19 protein-coding genes are annotated in these 18,514 nt (G+C 66.0%); 4 read left to right on the top strand and 15 right to left on the bottom strand.

Going from position 1 to position 18,514, the window contains the following annotated elements:
- Window positions 1-4: 4 nt before the first annotated feature.
- On the top strand, window positions 5-1,291 hold the full coding sequence (locus tag MMF98_RS13770; RefSeq protein WP_243306869.1) for an N-acetyl sugar amidotransferase: 1,287 nt from the start codon (window positions 5-7) through the stop codon (window positions 1,289-1,291).
- Complete coding sequence (locus MMF98_RS13765) at window positions 1,288-2,631, top strand: amidase (RefSeq protein ID WP_243306868.1); 1,344 nt, start codon at window positions 1,288-1,290, stop codon at window positions 2,629-2,631. Before MMF98_RS13770 ends, MMF98_RS13765 begins: the two co-directional genes overlap by 4 nt.
- Here the strand turns inward: MMF98_RS13765 and MMF98_RS13760 are convergent.
- The 9 genes from MMF98_RS13760 to pseB are packed head-to-tail and all read right to left on the bottom strand — an operon-like array spanning window position 2,628 to window position 10,602.
- Entirely contained in the window at window positions 2,628-3,515 is an 888-nt protein-coding gene (locus MMF98_RS13760) for a hypothetical protein (RefSeq protein WP_243306867.1), read from the bottom strand. The two genes, MMF98_RS13765 and MMF98_RS13760, sit on opposite strands and share 4 nt — an antisense overlap.
- Window positions 3,508-4,035, bottom strand: coding sequence for a GNAT family N-acetyltransferase (locus MMF98_RS13755; RefSeq protein ID WP_243306865.1), 528 nt, complete (start codon window positions 4,033-4,035; stop codon window positions 3,508-3,510). The genes MMF98_RS13760 and MMF98_RS13755 overlap by 8 nt, the downstream gene beginning before the upstream one ends.
- Window positions 4,036-4,043: 8 nt before the next feature.
- Window positions 4,044-5,333 (bottom strand): DegT/DnrJ/EryC1/StrS family aminotransferase, encoded by a 1,290-nt coding sequence (locus tag MMF98_RS13750; protein WP_243306864.1) that lies wholly within the window; start codon window positions 5,331-5,333, stop codon window positions 4,044-4,046.
- 10 nt (window positions 5,334-5,343) lie between these two features.
- The gene (locus tag MMF98_RS13745) at window positions 5,344-6,366 is read right to left on the bottom strand and encodes a Gfo/Idh/MocA family protein (RefSeq protein ID WP_243306861.1); all 1,023 of its coding nucleotides are present in this window, start codon (window positions 6,364-6,366) and stop codon (window positions 5,344-5,346) included.
- The gene (locus tag MMF98_RS13740; RefSeq protein WP_243306860.1) at window positions 6,363-6,971 is read right to left on the bottom strand and encodes a glycosyltransferase family 2 protein; all 609 of its coding nucleotides are present in this window, start codon (window positions 6,969-6,971) and stop codon (window positions 6,363-6,365) included. The genes MMF98_RS13745 and MMF98_RS13740 overlap by 4 nt, the downstream gene beginning before the upstream one ends.
- A 5-nt stretch (window positions 6,972-6,976) precedes the next feature.
- Window positions 6,977-8,056 (bottom strand): N-acetylneuraminate synthase family protein, encoded by a 1,080-nt coding sequence (locus tag MMF98_RS13735; protein WP_243306859.1) that lies wholly within the window; start codon window positions 8,054-8,056, stop codon window positions 6,977-6,979.
- On the bottom strand, window positions 8,043-8,903 hold the full coding sequence (locus MMF98_RS13730; protein WP_243306858.1) for a dTDP-4-dehydrorhamnose reductase family protein: 861 nt from the start codon (window positions 8,901-8,903) through the stop codon (window positions 8,043-8,045). Before MMF98_RS13730 ends, MMF98_RS13735 begins: the two co-directional genes overlap by 14 nt.
- A 2-nt stretch (window positions 8,904-8,905) precedes the next feature.
- Window positions 8,906-9,601, bottom strand: coding sequence for a pseudaminic acid cytidylyltransferase (pseF, locus tag MMF98_RS13725; RefSeq protein WP_243306857.1), 696 nt, complete (start codon window positions 9,599-9,601; stop codon window positions 8,906-8,908).
- Entirely contained in the window at window positions 9,598-10,602 is a 1,005-nt protein-coding gene (gene pseB / locus MMF98_RS13720; RefSeq protein WP_243306856.1) for a UDP-N-acetylglucosamine 4,6-dehydratase (inverting), read from the bottom strand. The genes pseF and pseB overlap by 4 nt, the downstream gene beginning before the upstream one ends.
- Before the next feature lie 91 nt (window positions 10,603-10,693).
- Here pseB and MMF98_RS13715 point away from each other — a divergent pair, with 91 nt between their 5' ends.
- Window positions 10,694-12,499 carry a polysaccharide biosynthesis protein gene (locus MMF98_RS13715; RefSeq protein ID WP_243306855.1) on the top strand — a complete coding sequence of 602 codons (1,806 nt, stop codon included), beginning with the start codon at window positions 10,694-10,696 and terminating at the stop codon, window positions 12,497-12,499.
- 72 nt (window positions 12,500-12,571) lie between these two features.
- On the opposite strand, the gene MMF98_RS13710 is transcribed toward MMF98_RS13715, so the two are convergent.
- Window positions 12,572-13,216, bottom strand: coding sequence for an LON peptidase substrate-binding domain-containing protein (locus tag MMF98_RS13710; protein WP_243306853.1), 645 nt, complete (start codon window positions 13,214-13,216; stop codon window positions 12,572-12,574).
- A 51-nt stretch (window positions 13,217-13,267) separates the two neighbouring features.
- Here MMF98_RS13710 and MMF98_RS13705 point away from each other — a divergent pair, with 51 nt between their 5' ends.
- On the top strand, window positions 13,268-13,816 hold the full coding sequence (locus tag MMF98_RS13705) for a YggT family protein (protein WP_243306852.1): 549 nt from the start codon (window positions 13,268-13,270) through the stop codon (window positions 13,814-13,816).
- A gap of 98 nt (window positions 13,817-13,914) precedes the next feature.
- Here the strand turns inward: MMF98_RS13705 and accD are convergent, their stop codons facing one another.
- The 5 genes from accD to truA all read right to left on the bottom strand — a co-directional run bounded on the left by accD (window position 13,915) and on the right by truA (window position 18,500).
- Complete coding sequence (accD, locus tag MMF98_RS13700; protein ID WP_243306851.1) at window positions 13,915-14,787, bottom strand: acetyl-CoA carboxylase, carboxyltransferase subunit beta; 873 nt, start codon at window positions 14,785-14,787, stop codon at window positions 13,915-13,917.
- A gap of 58 nt (window positions 14,788-14,845) precedes the next feature.
- Window positions 14,846-15,655 (bottom strand): tryptophan synthase subunit alpha, encoded by an 810-nt coding sequence (gene trpA / locus MMF98_RS13695; protein WP_243306850.1) that lies wholly within the window; start codon window positions 15,653-15,655, stop codon window positions 14,846-14,848.
- On the bottom strand, window positions 15,652-16,902 hold the full coding sequence (gene trpB / locus MMF98_RS13690; protein ID WP_243307396.1) for a tryptophan synthase subunit beta: 1,251 nt from the start codon (window positions 16,900-16,902) through the stop codon (window positions 15,652-15,654). The genes trpA and trpB overlap by 4 nt, the downstream gene beginning before the upstream one ends.
- Window positions 16,880-17,608: a phosphoribosylanthranilate isomerase gene (locus MMF98_RS13685; RefSeq protein WP_243306849.1), complete on the bottom strand. Its 729-nt coding sequence runs from the start codon at window positions 17,606-17,608 to the stop codon at window positions 16,880-16,882. The genes trpB and MMF98_RS13685 overlap by 23 nt, the downstream gene beginning before the upstream one ends.
- Before the next feature lie 109 nt (window positions 17,609-17,717).
- Entirely contained in the window at window positions 17,718-18,500 is a 783-nt protein-coding gene (gene truA / locus MMF98_RS13680) for a tRNA pseudouridine(38-40) synthase TruA (RefSeq protein WP_243306848.1), read from the bottom strand.
- Window positions 18,501-18,514 lie beyond the last annotated feature (14 nt).

Genomic DNA, 18,514 nt, shown 5'->3' with positions numbered 1-18,514 from the left:
CGCCATGAGCAGCTTCAAACCACCTTTCCAGGGACGACCTTCGACCTTCACCGTGTACACCGACGAAAAGAATGCGCATGCGGACAAGCCGTTCCCGAAACTCCAGTATTGCGTGCGCTGCTGCGTGCCGCAGACCCAGGAAGGCGTGGTGTTCGACGAGCTGGGTGTTTGCCAGGCCTGTCAGTCGGCGGAGCAAAAGATCCATATCGACTGGGCTGAGCGCGAGCGCGACCTGCGCGCTACGCTGGAGGCCGCCAAGGCTCAGGCCGGCAACAACTACGACTGCATCATCCCGATCAGCGGTGGCAAGGACAGCACTTTCCAGCTCCATGTGTTGACCAAGATCTACGGCATGAAGCCGCTGGCGGTGACCTTCAGCCACAACTGGTATAGCGAAACCGGCTGGTACAACCTGCAGAACTCGCTGGAGCAGTTCAACGTGGACCACATCATGTTCACGCCCAACCGCAGCCTGGTGAACCGCATCGCCAAGCATTCCCTTGCTGGCATTGGCGACTCGTGCTGGCATTGCCACGCCGGCGTCGGTGCGTTTCCGCTGCAGGCCGCCGTGCGCTTCAATATTCCGCTGCTGGTCTGGGGCGAGTCGATCGCCGAAAGCTCGGGCCGCGCCTCGTATAAAAACCCGGTGCGTAAGTTCGACCGCGAGTACTTCACGAAGGTTTCGGCCAAGCTACGGCCCGACCAGATGGTGCGCGATGATCTCAGCGAGCGTGACCTCTACCCATTCAACGTGCCCTCGGCCGAGGAGTGCGAGCGCGTTGGCGTCTATGGTATCCATCTCGGTGACTACATCTTCTGGGACGACGAACGCCAGACCGAGTTCGTGCGCGATGTCTATGGCTGGCGTGAGACGCAGATCGAGGGCTCGTACAAACGCTACAAAAGTGCCGAGTGCATCATGCCCGGTGTGCACGACTACGCCAATTACCTGAAGCGCGGTTATGGCCGGGCGACCTTTCATTCGAGTGTCGACGTACGCGCCGGCCTGCTGAGCCGCGACGAGGCTTGGCAGCTGATTCGCGACAACGACGGCGTGCGTCCCGAGGGCCTCGACTATTACCTCAAGATCACGGGCATGACCGAAGAGGAGTTTCACGCGACGATGGAGGGCCATCGACGGCCGGAGCTCAAGAACGTGGTGATCCCGATCTATCCGAAATCGTCACCGAACGAGGAAAAACTCGTGCCACATCCGCAGCAGCTCATCGAGAAGGTGCAGGCCGAAACCGCCGTCCCACAGGCCCCGGCCGACGACAAGGCTGGCCCATGAACGGCCGTCTGCCAAGCATTGCCGCGATCCTGCAGGGCTACCGCGACGCCAGCCTGACGCCGCTCGACGTGGCACGGCACTACATCGAAGCCTATCGTGAGCAGGAACCGCGCTACCACGCGTGGGAGTGTTTCGACGAGGCGTTGTTCCTCGCGCAAGCGCAGGCCGCGACCGAGCGCCTGCGCGCCGGCGAGGCGCCGCGCGCGCTCGAGGGTATACCGTTCGCCGTCAAAGACATCTTCAACACGGCCGACTTTCCGACCCAGATGGGCAGTGCGCTTTGGAAGGGCTTCACGCCCGGCAACGACGCGCGCGTGCTCTACGACATCAAGCGTCTCGGTGCAATCGTGCCGGGCAAGACGGTGACGGCCGAGTTTGCCGTGCACTCGCTTGGCAAGACGATCAACCCGCACGCGGCCGACCGCACGCCGGGCACTTCGTCGAGCGGTTCGGCCGTTGCAGTGGCCTCGGGCATGGCGCCGGTCGCGCTCGGGACGCAGACCGCCGGCTCGATTATCCGGCCCGCGAGTTTTTGCGGGATCTGGGGTTGCAAGCCCTCGTTCGGCCTGGTGCCGCGCACGGGGATCCTGAAGACCACCGACAGCCTCGACAGCGTCGGGTTTTTTGTGAATCACGCGGCCGACCTCGAACCGGTGTTCGACGCTCTGCGCGTGCATGGTCGCAACTTCCCGATCAGCGACGCGGCGCTCGGCGACGCGGCGCGTCAGGCCGCGCCTGAGGGCCGGCCTTGGAAGGTCGCGCTGGTCCGGCCGCATGTGTGGCGCCATGCGCCGGCTTACGCGACCGAGGCCTTCGACGCTTGGTGTGCGCGGCTTGCCGCGCATCCGCGCTTCGAACTGCGCGAGGCAGCGCTGCCCGCCTCGATGGCGCGTTCGCATGTCGTGCACGAGACCATCTACAACAAGGCGCTGGCCTATTATTTTCAAGAGGAGTTCAAGCGTGCCGAGCTGATCTCGCCGGTCATGAACCGGCTCATCACGGCCGGCCAGCTTGTGACACCGGCCGAGTACCAGGCCGCGCTTGCCGAGCAGGTCGCGATGGTGCGCGACATGGACGATTTTTTTGCCGATGCCGATATCGTTGTGACCCTGAGCACGGCCGGTGAGGCGCCGCCACGAGAGCAGGAGGAGGCGCCCGACTCGGCGCTCATGTGGACATTGACGCAACTGGCAGCCGTCAGCGCGCCGGTATTCTCGTCGCCGGCCGGCCTACCATTCGGTCTGCAGCTGGTGGCGCGCCGGTACAACGATCCGCTGCTGTTCCGGTTTATCGCCGAGGCTGGCGCGCACGGGCTGATGACGCCGACCGCGCCGGTTTAGGGCGGCGCCGAGAGTTCGCGCAGATGCCGCAGGCCGGCCTGCGGCAGGCGGCACGGCGGCGCCGCCGGCGGCAAGGTCGAGAGGGTCTTGCGCCCGGCGCCGAGCGCGATCACCAACGCCGTGGTTTCGCAGCCCGCCACCCATTCTGCCCAGCCTATCGCCGCAGCCAGATTCGGCGAATCGTCGAGCGCGATATCGAAGCCTGGCTGCCGGCTCAGCCAATCATCGTATTTTCCAGCCCTGTCGGACGGGTGCGGGCGCAGACGTATCGACCAATCGCGCCGTTCGCCGAGCCGGTCGAGGTTAGCGAGAAAATAATCGAGTGCCTCGAACTCCCCGGCCTGGGTCGCGCCGCGCCAGCTGTAGCGTATCGGTTCCAGCACATAAAGGATGTGGCCGGCTTGGCTGGGGGCAGGCGCGGCGATCGCGGCGATCTGCTGGCTGAGGTAGAGGTTCGGAATCTGCCGCAGGCGCGTGCCAGCGAAGGTACGCGCGGCGATAGCGAGTGCATCGGCATCGCCGACCCAGATCTCGTCGGGCAGCACCTGTTCGCCTGCGCGTTCGAAACGCTCGGCGTAATTGACCCAATGGTCGATGACCGCAACGCTGGGCAGCCCGCTGGCTTTGGCACAGCGTCTGGCCTCGTGTTCGAGATCGCTGGCCCATCCGGTACCGCTGAGCAATGAGCCGGCGCCGGCCAGCGCGGTCTTGAGTGGCAGCGTGCACGCTGGTGCCAAACCGCTGGCTTGCCAGAGCGCGGCTGCCGGCCCCTGCATTACCGGCAGATACAACCGGTCCGGCTCGGCGCGCAGCGTGGCCAGGATGATGTTGGCCGCACCGGCATCGTGACAGACCACGGCGACCGGTTCAGCCAGTTCAAGCATCGCGGAACCGCGCGAAGTACAGGATGTCCTGCGGTGCGCCATTGACGATTTCCTGCTGTCGGCGCACACCCTCGGCCTCCATGCCTGAGTCGTGGACAAGCCTGAGCATCGAGGTATTGCAGGCCAGGGTGCCGGCCGTGACCTTGCGCAGGCCCTGTTTGGCGAGTAGCCAGGCCATCAGGGTGCACCATGCGTCAAGCCCGACGCCGCGGCCGCGTGCTTCTGCTGCACCGATCAGGATGCCCATGTCGGCCGTGCCGTGGTGCGGCGAAACATAGGCGGTCATGGTGCCGAGCAGTCGGTCGTTGGCGCGGTCGCGCACGCTCAAGAAGAAATTCGGAGAGTCTTCGAATGACGCAAGGTAGCGCAGGCTGCTTTGCCGGTTGTGGTGCGCGAAGCGCTGGTTGCTGTAGCGCATCAGCAGCGGGTCGTTGAGCCAGCCGAGGTAATCGTCGCCGATGTCGCCAGCGCTGAAGCGCCGCAGGGCAACCTTTGCGCCTTCGATCAAAAGCTCGGGCATGGACGAACTCAGGCCGCCGCGCGCAGTGCGTCGAGATTGTTCCAGACCTTCTCGAACGCACTGATCACGATCCTGACGTCGTCGGCCGAGTAGTCATTGAGGCAGATGTTGATACCCATGAAGGTCTCGGCGTGCAGCCTTTCAGCGACCGGGCAGATGCCGCGCGCGTAGCTGATCTCGCGCTCGCAATACGGAGAGTTCCATGGGAAGCCTTGGCTGCCATAGGCGATGCGGTTCTGGAACAGCGGATAGAGGTGGACGTTCTGGTAGCCGCTCATGATGCCCGGCAGGCCTTCGGCGCGCAGCGCCGCGACGATCTTTTCGCGCGGCACGCCGAGTGCGGCCGTGTCGAGCGTCATGCCGTAGACGTAATAGACATGGGTGCAGCCGTCTGCGACGCGCGGCGTCGTGAGGCCGGGCAGGGCCGCCAGCCCGGCATTGAACTGCGCTGCGACGCGTTGGCGGCCTTCGATATTGGGGCCGAGCTTCTTGAGCTGCTCGGTCGCGATCGCGGCCTCAATCTCGCCGAGCCGGAAGTTGTAGCCGAGCATGTTCGAGAGCTCGTGCGGATCGTTGCTGTCGATCACCGCTTCCGCGTGATTGCGGATCAATCGCAGGCGCTCGGCGTAACGATCGTCTTCTGTGACCAGGATACCGCCTTCGCCGCAGTGGATGTGCTTGTGGTAATTGAGGCTGAAGCCGCCGATGTCGGCCAAGGTGCCGGTGGCCTTGCCATAGTAGGTCGCGCCGGGCGACTGCGCGGTGTCGCAGAGCAGCTTGAGCTTGTGGCGCGTGGCGATGTCGCGCAGCGCACGTATGTCGCAGGACTGGCCGAAGATGTCGACCGCCATGATCGCGCGCGTGCGCGGCGTGATGAGCTTCTCGACGCTGGCTGGATCGATGTTGAAGGTTTGCGGGTCGATGTCGGCGAACACCGGGATGCCGTTCCAATGCAGCACGGCCGTGGCCGTCGCGACCATGGTCCAGGGGCTTGTGATGACCTCGTCGCCGGGTTCAAGGCCAATCGCGCCGACTGCCGCGATCAGGCCTGAGGTCCACGAGTTGACGGCGATTGCATGTCTGACGCTGAAATGCTTCGCCGCGGCATCTTCGAACGCACGTACCCTGGGGCCGCCCATGAACGCCGCGCCCGGCGCGCCAATATAGGCCGATAGTACGCCGCTGCGAATGACGGATGTTGCGGCCGCGATCTCTTCATCGCCAATGGTGTTGAACGGCTTGAATTCGGTCTGCACCACAGGGGTGCCGCCGAGCAGTGCCAGGGTTTGTTGGTTCATTCGGTAAGCCTCAAGATGTCCCGGTGCCTCGGGAGGTGTGGAGCGATGCTGATTCTAGTGATGCGGAACGCAGGCGTTCGCAAACGCGCTGCGCCGCGAGTGCACTGTCACCGGTGCTTGCGAGCGCCGCGCCAGCGTGCAGCGCGCCGTGCAGGTTCGCGACCGCGTTTGACATCGTGTGCAAATAGCCGCCGGGGCGAATGCTGCCCTCGGGAAGCGCGCGATAGCCCGGGAAGTGCGGACTCGGCGCGGCCAGCCGCAGGCGCCAGCGCATGCCACCGTCCTCCATCGCAATGACCGCGTGCTCGGTCACGAGCTGTATCTCGAACAGCGAATAATCGGCGGCGTGGCCGGCATTGAGACTGACCTCGGCGCCGTCGCGCGTGCGCAGCAGCGCTGGTACGGTCGGGTCGTCGCGCCAATAGTCAGCCAGCGGCGCGCCGACATGCTGCAGTTCAAGCGAACCGAGCAGATCGTGCAGCAGGTCGATCATGTGGCTGCCGTTGTTGAGAACCCCCTTGTTGTAGTGGCAACTGACCGAACGCAATGCGCCCCAAGCGCCGCTCGCGAGTTCTTCGCGCAGGCGCACGATTTCGGGGTCCCAGCGGCGGTTGTGGTTGACCGCGAGCAGTACGTCCTGCGCGGTGCATCGCTGCACAAGGTCTTCGGCCTGCGCGAGGTTGGCACAGATCGGCTTTTCGCAGAACACCAGTCGCGGCCGTAGCGCGAGCGCGGCCAGCGTGTCGTGATGGTGGGCCGTGGTCGGTGAGCAGATGCTGATCACGTCGAACTCCGTGCCGATGGCCCCGGCGATGTCCGCATGGCCTCGCGCCACGTTCCAGCGCTGCATGAAGGCCTCGCGTTTCGCCGTGTCGGGCTCGATGCAAGCCTCCAGGCTGAAACCGCCATGCGCGAGGTAGGCCCCTGCGTGTGTGCGCGGCGGCGTGCCCGGGGCGGCGTCTGTGTCGAAGCCTCCGGCAATATTGCCGCAGCCGATCAGCAGTACTTTGAGTTTTGCCGTGGCGGAACTCATAGGGAGAGCGCGAGCGCGCGGAAAATCTTGAGGTTGGCCGAGAGCTTGCGGCCGAAGCGCGGCTCGCCGACGCGATCGCGCACCTTGACCGGCACGCTTGCGAGCCGATAGCCGTTGCGCGCGGCGAACAGCGCGAGCTCGGACCCTATCGATCGATAGGCATCGAAGTGCCCAAGCGCGCGATAGACGTCGATGCGATAGGCCTTCATGCCGCAGAGCGGGTCGGCGATGCCGAAGCGCCGCGTATACCAGGCGAACACATGCTCGGCCAGCCGCGCTTTGCGGTCGCGCACGCCGAGCACGACGGCGGCGCCGGCTTTTAGCTTGGCAACGAATTCGACGAGCAGTTCAGGGGTGTGCTGGCCGTCAGCGTCGAGGGTGATGACGACCTCGCAGTCCATGCGGTCGGCCTCGCGAAAGCCGCTATCGAGCGCCGCGTCATAGCCGCGGTTGGCGGGGTGGCTGACGACCAGCGCACCGGCCGCGCGCGCGGCCTCGGCGGTGCCGTCGCTCGAGCCGTCGTCAACCACGATGCACCGACCATAGGCGCACGCGGCGGCGACGACACCGGCAATGCTCGCGGCCTCGTTGAGCGCAGGGATCACCAAGGCTATTCGAGATCGGTCCATTTGAGGTGGCTTCCAGTGACCACGTCGTGACGCAGCTTGCGTCCGACGACTTCGGGCAAGAGGTAAGGCGGGATCGCGTCGGCTGGGCACGGGCGCAGCACCTCGAGGTCGGTTTCCTCAATCAATGCGCCAGCGCTGAGCGCAGTTTTTGCCCGGATCGCACGGCGTTGCAGCACCACGGTCTGGCGTTCGTTGGGTTCGACCAGCTTGACGCCGTTGCCGAGAGCGTTTTCGAGTTCGCGCGTGCGCTCGACCATCTCGCGCCAAGTGCGCGGATCCATCGAGAACTTGTGGTCGGGGCCGACACGGTCGACATCGTCGGTGAAGTGCTTTTCGATCATGCGCGCGCCGAGCGCGACCGCACCCAGCACTGTCGCGTGGCCCGGCGTGTGGTCGCTGAGGCCGAGCACGAGATCCGGGTACATCGAGCGGTAGGTGTTGAGCACATTGAGCTTGATGTAATGAAAGTTCTCAAGGCTCGCGGTGTAGTTGGTGTTGCATTGCATCAGGCACATTTGCGGGTTGACAGCCAGTCCGGCCGATACCGCGCGATGCACGTCGTCGAAGGTCGAGGCGCCACTGGCCAGGATATAGGGCTTGCCCTTGCGCGCGATGTATTCGATCATCGCGGTCCAGGTGATGTCGCCCGAGCCGATCTTGTAGGCTGGCACGAAGGGGTCGATATGCTCGACCAACGCCATCGAATACGGGCTCGTGAAAAATGCGATGCCGGCCTGGTCGCAGGTCTCCTTGAGTGTCTCGGTCCAGTCGAGGCTGATGCTGGCGTCCTTGTAGACCTCGAACACGGATTTTTTCCAGCTGGCCTGATGCGATTGGTCACCACCAAGGCTGCGAAAGCCGTGGTCGCTGACGATGGTCGACGCCGTAAAGTGCTGAAACTTGGCTGCGTCGGCGCCGGCCTCGGCGCACAGATGGATCAGTTCCTTCGCGCGCCCGAGGTCGCTGTCATGGTTGGCCGCGATGTCGGCGATGAAGTAGGTCGGGAAGCCCTTGCCGATGGCCTTGCCGTTGATGTGGAGGGTGTTTTCAATGGAGCTCACGGTAGTCCTTTGCGGCGCGTTCAATCTCGGCTTCGAGGTCGGGCAGGGTCTGGCCAAAGACTTGCTCGAAGCGGTGGCTGTCCATGCACATGGCCTTGGGCCGCCAGGCTTTCAGAAAGGTCGCGTTGGCAGCCAGGCCCCGGCTCATGGTCGTTGTCGCGAGCCCGAGCGTGCCTGCGAACGTGAATGCGAAATCCGCCTTGCTCATGCCGCCGCACGAACCGAGATTGAAGATGCCGTGCTGGCGCCGCAGCGCGACGGCTTCTATCATCTCGCAGAGCGTGGCCATCGACAATGGTGAAAAACGCACATCGTCGAAGACCTGCAACGGCTGGCCTTTGGTGAGTGCGTTGAACAGCCAGTCGGTCAGGCTGCGCCGCGTCGGGTGCCGGCTCAAACCGAAAAAGTTGCTGCGCAACACGGTCGCACCAGCGCCGAGTGCGGCCAATTCGCCGGCGTACTTACTCATTGCATAGTGGTTGCCGGGACAGGCCTGGCTCTCGTTGTTCGAGGGAGCCTGGTCGTAGACCTGGTCCGTCGAGATCTGGATCAGGTGCGCACCAACGGCCGCGCTGGCGGTTGCCGCGTTCTCGGCTGTCAGAACGTTGGTCAGCCAGGCTTCCTTGGGATGGGACTCGCAGCGGTCGACATCGGTCAGTCCGACCAGGTTGATGACCGCTTCAGGAGAAACCCGGCGCAGCAACATCAGGGTCTCGCCCGCGTTGCCGAGGTCGGCAGCCCACTCACCACGCCGGCCGTGGCTAGCGACTTGATGGCCGCACGCTGTGAGATGCGGCACCAGGCTAGCACCTAGCATGCCGCTTGCACCAAGTACCAGAATCTTCATCGTCAACGTGGCGCGCCGGAGCCGAGTGCCTGGTAGATCAGTTCTGCGCGGCGCCAATCGTCTTCAGAGTCGATGTCGACGACGCGCCAGTGCGGGATCGGCAGGCCGAGGCCGGCCGTATGCATTTTCTTGTGCGCAAGCCACGCTGAGGCCTTGCCCCAGTAGAACTGGCCGGCGTCGTGATAACTCTTTTCGAGGTCCTGCGTTCGCGTCATCTCGTGCTCAGGGCTGAAAAATGCCATCTGACCGCTGTCGAGGCGACGCATTGCACGCTGGATCGGATGTGCATATTCGGTGACCGGGTAGACGAAGTCGGCATCCCGCTCCAGGCATAGCCGCAGCGCGCGCTCCATGTCGTCGCCGCTGAGCAGTGGCACGCAAGGATAGATGCAGCACGCATGTTCGACTGGCCAGCCGAGGTCGCGGCAGGCCTGCACCGCGTGAGCGATCACCGGCACGGTTGGCGTGAGATCGTCGGCGAGGTGGGCCGGCCGGACGAACGGCGTCTCGGCGCCGGCCTCGCGCGCGGTTTCGAGGATTTCGGTGTCGTCGGTCGAAACCACCACGTGCTCGAACAGGCCGCTCTGCAGCGCCGAGGCGATCGTGCGTGCGATCATCGGAACGCCGTAGAAGGGTTTGATATTCTTGCGCGGGATGCGTTTGCTGCCGCCGCGCGCGGGAATGACGGCGATCCTCATACCTCGATCTGTCCCACTTGCTCGCCGATCAGCCGCTTGAGCTGATCGATGCTGAGGTAGTCGGGGTTGCTGCCGCTGTTGTAGGCGAAGCCCGGCTCCACCACGCGTGCATTGAACGCTTCGCAGTACTCCCCGAGCGTGAACGCGCCGGCGGAAGGCAGGATCGCGTAGTAGCCGCCGAGGTCGACGGTGTTCGGACTGTCGCTGGAGGTGATCATTTCCTCGTGGATTTTTTCACCAGGACGGATGCCGATGATTTCCTGGCGGCACTCCGGCGCGATCGCTGTGGCCACGTCGGTGATGCGGTACGACGGGATCTTGGGCACCAGCACTTCGCCGCCCCAGGCGCTTTCGAGCGACCACAGGACCATGTCAACGCCTTCCTGAAGCGAGATGTTGAAGCGCGTCATGCGCGCATCGGTGATGGGCAGCACGCCGGTCTTGCGCCTGTCAAGGAAAAACGGAATCACCGAACCCCGGCTGCCCATGACGTTGCCGTAGCGCACCACGCTGAAGCGGATGTCGCGGTCGCCCTTGATGTTGTTGGCCGCGATGAACAGCTTGTCCGAGCAGAGCTTGGTGGCGCCGTACAGGTTGATGGGCGCGGCGGCCTTGTCCGTGGAGAGCGCCACCACGCGTTTCACGCCGTTGCTCAGGCAGGCTTCGATCAGATTCTGCGCACCCAGGACATTGGTCTTGATGCATTCGAAGGGGTTGTACTCGGCCGCGGGCACCTGCTTGAGCGCGGCGGCATGGATCACGATGTCGATGCCTTCGAGCGCCCGGCGCAGGCGGGCTTCATCCCGGATGTCGCCAATGAAATAGCGCAGCCCCGGGTGTTCGCGCTCCGAGAAGGTCTGGGCCATTTCGAACTGCTTGAGTTCATCGCGGGAGTAGATCACGAGGCGCTTGATGCCCGGGTACCGGGCCAGAACGGTCCGGACAAAGGCTTTTCCGAATGAGCCGGTGCCGCCGGTGATGAGGATGGACTTGTCTATCATGGTGTGAAGTAGCACAGGCAACCGCCCTTGCGCAGGTATTATCAATGACCGAGGACGTTTTCCCCTCTGGTTCCTCAGAACAAGACTTTCGATGCGTTCCCGACCGTTAATTTTGCCCGCCCTGGACCTGCTGCTCGTGGCATGGGCCTGGCTGCTGGCGTTCTGGTTCCGGTTCAACCTGGATATCCCGGAGGAATTCCTCGACCTGCTGCTGGCCACGATCTACTGGCCGGTCGGCGCCTATGGCGTCGGCCTCGCGGCCTTTCGCGTTCATCGCCAGATCTGGCGCTACACCAGCGTGACCGATCTGAACCGGCTGGCATTCGCGATCTCCTCGGCCGCGCTCTTCACGGCGGCGGCGATCCTGATGATGCGCTACCCCTCGTTTCCGCGCTCGGTGCTGCTGCTGCACCCGCTGCTGGTGGCGCTGCTGCTGGGCGCGGCGCGCGCGGGCTGGCGGACCTGGAATGACCGCGGCAACCAGGCGGCCGCCGATGGCAAGCCTCTGGTCGTCATCGGCTCCATCGCGGATGTCGCCGCGACCTTGGGGACCTTGCGGGCCTCCCGCCAATGGGCGCTGGTCGGCATCGTGTCGCCCGATCCGCTGGAGACGGGCCGGTCGCTCCAGGGGCTGCCGGTCCTGTCCCGTCTGCAGGATCTGGGCGATGCGATGCGCAAGACCATGGCCACCACGGCCGTGGTGGCGGCGGCGCCCGGATCCGCCGCGCGGCGCGAGGCCCTGATGCGCGCAAGCGACCTCGGCGTTTCGTTGCTGACCTTGCCACGCCCCGACGAATGGCTGCATGCACAGGGCTCCACCGAGCCCCGCAAGGTCGAGCTGGAGGACCTCCTGGGCCGCCTGCCGGTGCAGCTCGACGTGGCCGGCCTGGCGGATCTGTTCTCGGGCCAGACAGTGCTGGTGACCGGCGCCGGCGGTTCCATCGGCTCGGAACTGTGCCGCCAGATCGCCCGCTTCGGTGTGGGGCGGCTGGTTTGCGTCGATGTGTCGGAATTCGCGATCTACCAGCTGGAGCAGGAGCTGCGCGCGGCGCATCCGCAGATGCAGGGCCTCTACTACACCGCCAACGTGCGCGAAGCGGCGCGGCTGGGGGCGATCGCCCAGCGGCACCGGCCGGCCGTGGTGTTCCATGCCGCCGCGTACAAGCACGTGCCGCTGATGGAGGACCTCAACGAGATCGAGGCGCTGCGCACCAATGTGCTGGGCACGATGAACGTGGCGCGCATGGCGGGGGAGTGCGGTGCCAGCCGCTTCGTGCAGGTGTCCACAGACAAGGCCGTCAATCCGACCAACGTCATGGGCGCGAGCAAGCGGCTTGCCGAGCTGGTGGTACAGGGCGTGGCGCGCGAATTCGCGGCAACGCAGTATGTCTCGGTGCGCTTCGGCAATGTGCTGGGGTCCAGCGGTTCGGTGGTGCCGCTGTTCACAAACCAGATCGCGCGCGGCGGGCCGGTGACGGTCACGCACCCCGACATCGTGCGCTACTTCATGACCATTCCCGAAGCCGCGCAACTGGTGCTGCAAGCCGGGCTGATGGGGCAGTCGGGCCAGATCTTCGTGCTGGACATGGGCGAGCCCGTGAAGATCGTGGAGCTGGCGCGCATGCTGATCCGGCTGAGCGGCAAGACCGAGCAGGATGTGCCGATCACCTACAGCGGCCTGCGGCCCGGCGAGAAGCTGTTCGAGGAGTTGCTGGCCAACGACGAGACCACCGAGCCGACGCCTCATCCCAAGCTGCGGGTCGCGAAGACGAACGGCCAGCAGGCGGTCGAGATGGCGGCCCTCGTGCACTGGATCGCCGAAGCCGGCCCTGCGCCCTCGGGCACCGAGCTGCGCGCCTGGCTGCGTGCCCAGGTCCCCGAGTACGTGGCGCGCTGATTTTTCAGTCAAACAGCCCGGAGGTCCAGGCCGGGTGGTCGAAGGTTGCTCTGCTTTTGATAGCGCCCGGGTTCAGCCGGCGCCCGCGATACCGGTGCGCCCCAGCACATCATTGACCAGCTCGAGCCGCACCAGCGGGTTCTCCAGCTCCATCAGCCGCTGCTTGAGCTCGGCCGGCAGCGGCAGCAGCTCGCACCAGCGGTTGGCCACCCAGCCGCTGTCGTCGAGCCGGTAGGGGCCGGCCAGCGGCATCTGGTCTTCGGGCTGCTGGCGGGCCTGCAGCGACTCGATGAGCTTGCGCAGGGCGTCGGCGGCACCCTGCAGGTCGGCCGGGATGGGCACGTGGCGGTCGTCCTCGATGCGCTCGACCTCCGCCACCCACAGGCCATGCCGCAACTGCTCGCTGGCGGCGATGCGAAAGCGCTGCGCGCCGCTGCAGCGGATCATCATCAGGCCGGGCTGGGGTGTTTCCAGGGCCGTGATGGTGGCGAGCGTGCCGACGGCGCTGAAGGACTCGGCGCCCGCGCCCGGCAGGCGCACTTCGGCCCCCTTTTTGAGCGTGACCACGCCGAACGGCGCCCCGGCCTTGTGGCATTTGCCGATCATGTCGAGGTAGCGCACCTCGAAGATCCGCAGCGGCAGCAGCCCGCCCGGAAAAAGCACGGTCCCCAGCGGAAAGAGGGGGAGGGAAGAAAGGGTAAGGGGGTTCGGGCGCATGAAAAAAGGCGTCTGCCCGCTATCATCCCACGACACGCTTGACCCGCACCCATGCTCTACCAAATCATTTCCTTTCTGCTCGACGTGGCGGCCGGCCTGCTGGGCGGCGCCTGCCTGCTGCGGCTGTACATGCAGCACCAGCGCGTGCCTTTCGGCAACCCGCTGGGTCGCCTGGTGTTCGCGCTGACCAACTGGCTGGTGCTGCCGCTGCGCCGCATCGTGCCGGCGGCCGGGCGCTGGGACACGGCGAGCCTGCTGGCGGCCTTTCTGGTGCAGCTCGCGCAGTTCGTCCTGCTGTGGCTGCTGACCGGTGCTGGCGCCGGCTGGACGATGCTGCCGGTGCTGGCAGCCTTCGGCCTCGTGCGGCTGGCCATTTCAGGGCTGACCGGGCTGCTGATCGTGTATGCCGTGCTGTCGTGGGTGCAGACGTCTTCGCCGCTGACGGGGGTGATCGATCGCCTGTGCGAGCCGCCGCTGCGGCCGATCCGCCGCATCATCCCGCTGGTGGGCGGGGTGGACCTGTCGCCGCTGGCTCTGCTGGTGCTGCTGCAGGTGGCGGCCATCGTGCTCGGCTCGCTGCAGTCGGCGCTGCTGCGCTAGCGCGGTTTTTGGCCCCGGGGCGCTGAATTTTCAGTCAAATGACCCCGATGTCCGCATCGGGTGGTCATTGTTTGCTATTGATTTTATAGTGACGACGGTCAGTCCACCGCGTCGGCGGGCTGGCGCTGCAGCATGGCGAGCGTGCTGGCCACCGTCTTGCGCAACTCACGGCGATCGCAGATGAAATCGATGGCGCCCTTGGTTTGCAGGAACTCCGCACGCTGGAAGCCTTCGGGCAGGGTCACGCGCACTGTCGACTCAATCACGCGCGGGCCGGCGAAGCCGATCAACGCCTTGGGCTCGGCAATCACCACGTCGCCCACGAACGCGAAGCCGGCGCTCACGCCGCCCATGGTCGGGTCGGTCAGCACGCTGATGTAGGGCAGGCCCTTCTTGGCCAGGCGCGTGAGCGCGGCGTTGGTCTTGGCCATCTGCATCAGCGACAGCAGGCCTTCCTGCATGCGCGCGCCGCCGGTGGCGGTGAAGCAGACGAAGGGCACCTTCTGCTCGATGGCGGCTTCCACGCCGCGCACGAAGCGCTCACCGACGACCGAGCCCATGCTGCCGCCCATGAAGTCGAACTCGAAGCAGGCGGCCACCAGGCTGATGCTGTGCACCGCGCCGCCCATCACCACGAGCGCGTCGGTCTCGCCGGTGTTCTCCAGCGCTTCCTTGAGGCGTTCGGGGTACTTGCGGCTGTCCTTGAACTTGAGCGCGTCGACCGGCAGCACTTCCTGGCCGATCTCGTAGCGGCCCTCGGCGTCGAGGAACGCGTTCAGGCGCGCACGCGCGCCGATGCGGTGGTGGTGGCTGCAGGTCGGGCAGACGTTCTGGTTCTGCTCCAGGTCGGTCTTGTACAGCACGGTGTCGCAGCTCGGGCATTTGACCCACAGGCCTTCGGGAATGCTGCGGCGCTCGGTCGGGTCGGTTTGCTGGATCTTCGGGGGAAGCAGTTTTTCTAGCCAGGACATGGGGTGCTCCTTGGAATCGGGGCCATGGCGGGCCGGGCCCGCCACGGGATGGGTCACATTATGCGTCGAGCGCGGCGCGGATTTCCCGCAGGAAGGCGGCGGCCGCGGCCACCACCTGGCCGCGCGGCTGGTTCTCGATCAGCTGGATGATCTTGCTGCCGATCACCACCGCATCGGCCACCCGGCCGATGGCCCGGGCCGTGGCCGCGTCGCGGATGCCGAAGCCCACGCCCACCGGCACGCTCACGTGGCGGCGGATGCGCGGCAGCATGGCTTCCACCGCGCCGGTATCGAGCGTGCCGGCGCCGGTCACGCCCTTGAGCGAAACGTAGTAGACGTAGCCGCTGGCCACGCGCGCCACCTGCTGCATGCGCTCGTCGGTGCTGGTGGGGGCCAGCAGGAAGATCAGGTCGAGGCCGTGGCTTTTGAGCTGGGCGGCGAAGTCCTCGCATTCCTCGGGCGGGTAGTCGACGACCAGCACACCGTCCACGCCGGCGGCAGCCGCGTCGCGGATGAAGGCGTTGCTGCCATGGACCAGGTCGTAGCGCTCCACCGGATTGGCGTAGCCCATCAGCACCACGGGCGTGGTGCTGTTGCGCTGGCGGAATTCGCGCACCATGGCCAGCACCTGCGCGGTGCCGATGCCCAGAGCCAGCGCCCTGTCGCCGGCCTTCTGGATCACCGGGCCGTCGGCCATCGGATCGGAGAAGGGCACGCCGAGCTCGATGATGTCGGCACCGGCCTCGACCATGCCGTGCATCAGCTCCGGCGTGATGTCGGCGAACGGGAAGCCGGCCGTGACGTAGGGAATCAGGGCCTTGCGGTTGCGCGCCTGGAGGGCGGAGAGGGTGGATTGGATCCGGCTCATGCCTGCGCTCCCTTCACTTGCAGGCCGCGCCTCGAGGGCCGGTCGTAGAAGTCCACGCCCGACAGGTCGGCCACGGTGCCGATGTCCTTGTCGCCGCGGCCGGACAGGTTGACCAGCAGCGTCTGCTCGGGCGTCATGGTCCTGGACAGCTTCATGGCGTAGGCCACGGCGTGGCTCGATTCGAGCGCAGGGATGATGCCCTCGGTGCGGCACAGGTAGTGGAAGGCCTCCAGCGCCTCGGTGTCGGTGATGCCCACGTACTCGGCGCGGCCGATGTCCTGCAGGAAGGCGTGCTCGGGGCCGACGCCGGGGTAGTCCAGGCCGGCGCTGATGCTGTGCGTCTCGGTGATCTGGCCGTTGTCGTCCTGCAGGATGTAGGTGCGGTTGCCGTGCAGTACGCCCGGGCTGCCGCGCTGCAGCGAGGCCGAGTGTTTTCCGCTGTCCAGCCCCTCGCCGGCCGCCTCCACGCCGATCAGGCGTGTGCTCTCGTGCGGGATGTAGGGATGGAAGATGCCCATGGCGTTGCTGCCGCCGCCCACGCAGGCGATCACGGCGTCGGGCTGGCGGCCGCCCGTCATCTCGGGCATCTGCGTCAGGCATTCCTCGCCGATCACGCTCTGGAAGTCGCGCACCATCATCGGGTAGGGGTGCGGGCCGGCCACGGTGCCGATGATGTAGAAGGTGTTGTCCACGTTGGCCACCCAGTCGCGCATGGCCTCGTTGAGCGCATCCTTGAGCGTGCGGCTGCCGGACTCCACCGGCACCACCGTCGCGCCCAGCAGCTTCATGCGGTAGACGTTGGGGCTCTGGCGCTTGATGTCCTCGCTGCCCATGTAGACCACGCATTCGAGGCCATAGCGCGCGCAGATGGTGGCCGTGGCCACGCCGTGCTGGCCGGCGCCGGTCTCGGCGATCACGCGCGGCTTGCCCATGCGCCGGGCCAGCATGGCCTGGCCGATGGTATTGTTGACCTTGTGCGCGCCGGTGTGGTTGAGGTCCTCGCGCTTGAGGTAGATCTGCGCGCCGCCCATTTCGCGGCTCATGCGCGCGGCGTGGTAGATCGGCGAGGGGCGGCCGACGAAGTGCTTGAGCTCATGGTGGAATTCGGCGAGGAATTCCGGGTCGTGCTGGTAGCGGGCGTAGGCCTCGCGCAGCTCGTTGATGGCGTGGGTCAGCGTCTCGCTGACGAAGCTGCCGCCGTAGATGCCGAAATGGCCCCGGGGGTCAGGCTGGTGGTACTCGTACATGATGGTTCTCTGCAAGTTGGGGGTCGGCGGCCCGCACGGCCGCGACGAACCGATGGATCTTTTCCGCGTCCTTGATGCCCTTGAGGGTCGTCCCTCCGCTGGACACCTCGACGCCGGAGCTCACATCAACGGCCAGCGTGGTGCAACGCGGCCGCACTTGCAGGATGCCATCGGTCACGTTTGCAGGCGTGAGTCCACCAGACAAAACGAGATGACAGTTGACGCTTGGTGGAAGACGTGACCAATTGAATGCTTTTCCGCCGCCGCCGTAACCCTCGACGTGGGCGTCGAGCAGGATGGCCTGGGCACTTGAATAGTCCGAAGCGAATTTTACCAAGTCGAACGGCGCGGCCCCGTCGCCCAGCGGAATGCGTGCGGCGCGCAGGTAGCGGCGCTGCGCGGCCCGGGCGGCGGTCTCGCAGTCCTCGGGCGTTTCTTCGCCATGGAACTGCAGCAAGGCCCCGGGGATGTGGGCGCTGGCAGCGGCGATTCTGGCTGCATCCTCATTGACGAACAGCAGCACCGGCGTCACGAACGGCGGCAGGCGGCGCGCCAGTTCGCCGGCGCGCTTGGGCGTCACGTGGCGCGGGCTTTTCTCGTAGAGCACGAAACCCACGGCGTCGGCGCCGGCGGCCACGGCCGCGTCCACGTCCTGCTCGCGCGTCAGGCCGCAGATCTTGATGCGGGTGCGGGAAGCCGAATTCATTTCATTTCACGTTGCATGGGCCAGGAACACCGCGGGACCGGCTCTGCCGGGCCGCAGGTGTTGCCCCCGGTCGGGGGAGGCGCAGCGAAGCGAAGCCTGGGGGTGAGGGTCATGGAATCCAATCATACGCAGCCGTGCGCTCGGGCAGGCCCCAGTGGGCGTCATACACCGGCCCGAGGAAGTACAGGCCGTCCGGCGAAAACGTGGGCGCCGCGGCGTCGCGGCGGCGCGCGGCCAGCACCTGCGCCATCCAGCCGGGGGCCTGCTGTCCCTGGCCGATGGCCACCAGGCAGCCCATGATGTTGCGGATCATGTGGTGCAGGAAGGCATTGGCCTCGAATTCGAAGCGCCAGTAGGCGCCGCGCCGGTGCAGGTCGAGCCGGTGCAGGGTCTTGACCGGCGTGCGGGCCTGGCACTCGGAGGCCCGGAACGAGGTGAAATCGTGCTCGCCGATCAGATGGGCCGCCGCTTCGCGCATGGCGTTTTCGTCCAGCGGGCGGAACACCCAGCCGACGCGCCCGGCATCCACGCTGGGCCGCACCGGCGACTCCCGCAGCACATAGGCGTAGCGGCGCGCGGTGGCGCTGGCGCGTGCATGGAAGGCCTCGGGAACCTCGTGCGCCCACTGCACGGCGATGTCGGGTGGCAGGAAGCGGTTGGTGCCGCGAATCCAGGAAAAGGGCTCGCGCCGCAGCGGCGTATCGAAATGGACGACCTGCATCAGGCCGTGCACGCCGGCATCGGTGCGGCCGGCGCACAGCGTCGAGACGGGAGCGGTGGTGAACTGCGCCAGCGCGCTTTCCAGGTGATCCTGCACCGTGCGGCCCGACGGCTGGCTCTGCCAGCCGTCATAAGCCTGCCCGTTGTAGCTGATGCCGAGCGCCAACCTCACTGCAGAACCAGAGG

The sequence above is a fragment of the Variovorax terrae genome, from assembly GCF_022809125.1.
GTDB classification, from domain to species: Bacteria; Pseudomonadota; Gammaproteobacteria; order Burkholderiales; family Burkholderiaceae_C; genus Variovorax_A; species Variovorax_A terrae.
Note: the sequence above shows the minus strand (reverse complement) of the source record. Positions and strands in the feature narration are given on the sequence as shown.

Bases quoted from the DNA above. Each gene is read 5' to 3' on its own strand.
- MMF98_RS13745 (WP_243306861.1), bottom strand. From the start codon at position 6,366: ATGAGTTCCGCCACGGCAAAACTCAAAGTACTGCTGATCGGCTGCGGC.
- accD (WP_243306851.1), bottom strand. From the start codon at position 14,787: ATGTCCTGGCTAGAAAAACTGCTTCCCCCGAAGATCCAGCAAACCGAC.
- MMF98_RS13730 (WP_243306858.1), bottom strand. From the start codon at position 8,903: ATGAAGATTCTGGTACTTGGTGCAAGCGGCATGCTAGGTGCTAGCCTG.
- MMF98_RS13765 (WP_243306868.1), top strand. From the start codon at position 1,288: ATGAACGGCCGTCTGCCAAGCATTGCCGCGATCCTGCAGGGCTACCGC.
- MMF98_RS13750 (WP_243306864.1), bottom strand. From the start codon at position 5,333: ATGAACCAACAAACCCTGGCACTGCTCGGCGGCACCCCTGTGGTGCAG.
- MMF98_RS13710 (WP_243306853.1), bottom strand. From the start codon at position 13,216: ATGCGCCCGAACCCCCTTACCCTTTCTTCCCTCCCCCTCTTTCCGCTG.
- trpB (WP_243307396.1), bottom strand. From the start codon at position 16,902: ATGTACGAGTACCACCAGCCTGACCCCCGGGGCCATTTCGGCATCTAC.
- MMF98_RS13770 (WP_243306869.1), top strand. From the start codon at position 5: ATGAGCAGCTTCAAACCACCTTTCCAGGGACGACCTTCGACCTTCACC.
- trpA (WP_243306850.1), bottom strand. From the start codon at position 15,655: ATGAGCCGGATCCAATCCACCCTCTCCGCCCTCCAGGCGCGCAACCGC.
- pseF (WP_243306857.1), bottom strand. From the start codon at position 9,601: ATGAGGATCGCCGTCATTCCCGCGCGCGGCGGCAGCAAACGCATCCCG.
- MMF98_RS13685 (WP_243306849.1), bottom strand. From the start codon at position 17,608: ATGAATTCGGCTTCCCGCACCCGCATCAAGATCTGCGGCCTGACGCGC.
- MMF98_RS13705 (WP_243306852.1), top strand. From the start codon at position 13,268: ATGCTCTACCAAATCATTTCCTTTCTGCTCGACGTGGCGGCCGGCCTG.
- MMF98_RS13755 (WP_243306865.1), bottom strand. From the start codon at position 4,035: ATGCCCGAGCTTTTGATCGAAGGCGCAAAGGTTGCCCTGCGGCGCTTC.
- MMF98_RS13760 (WP_243306867.1), bottom strand. From the start codon at position 3,515: ATGCTTGAACTGGCTGAACCGGTCGCCGTGGTCTGTCACGATGCCGGT.
- pseB (WP_243306856.1), bottom strand. From the start codon at position 10,602: ATGATAGACAAGTCCATCCTCATCACCGGCGGCACCGGCTCATTCGGA.
- MMF98_RS13715 (WP_243306855.1), top strand. From the start codon at position 10,694: ATGCGTTCCCGACCGTTAATTTTGCCCGCCCTGGACCTGCTGCTCGTG.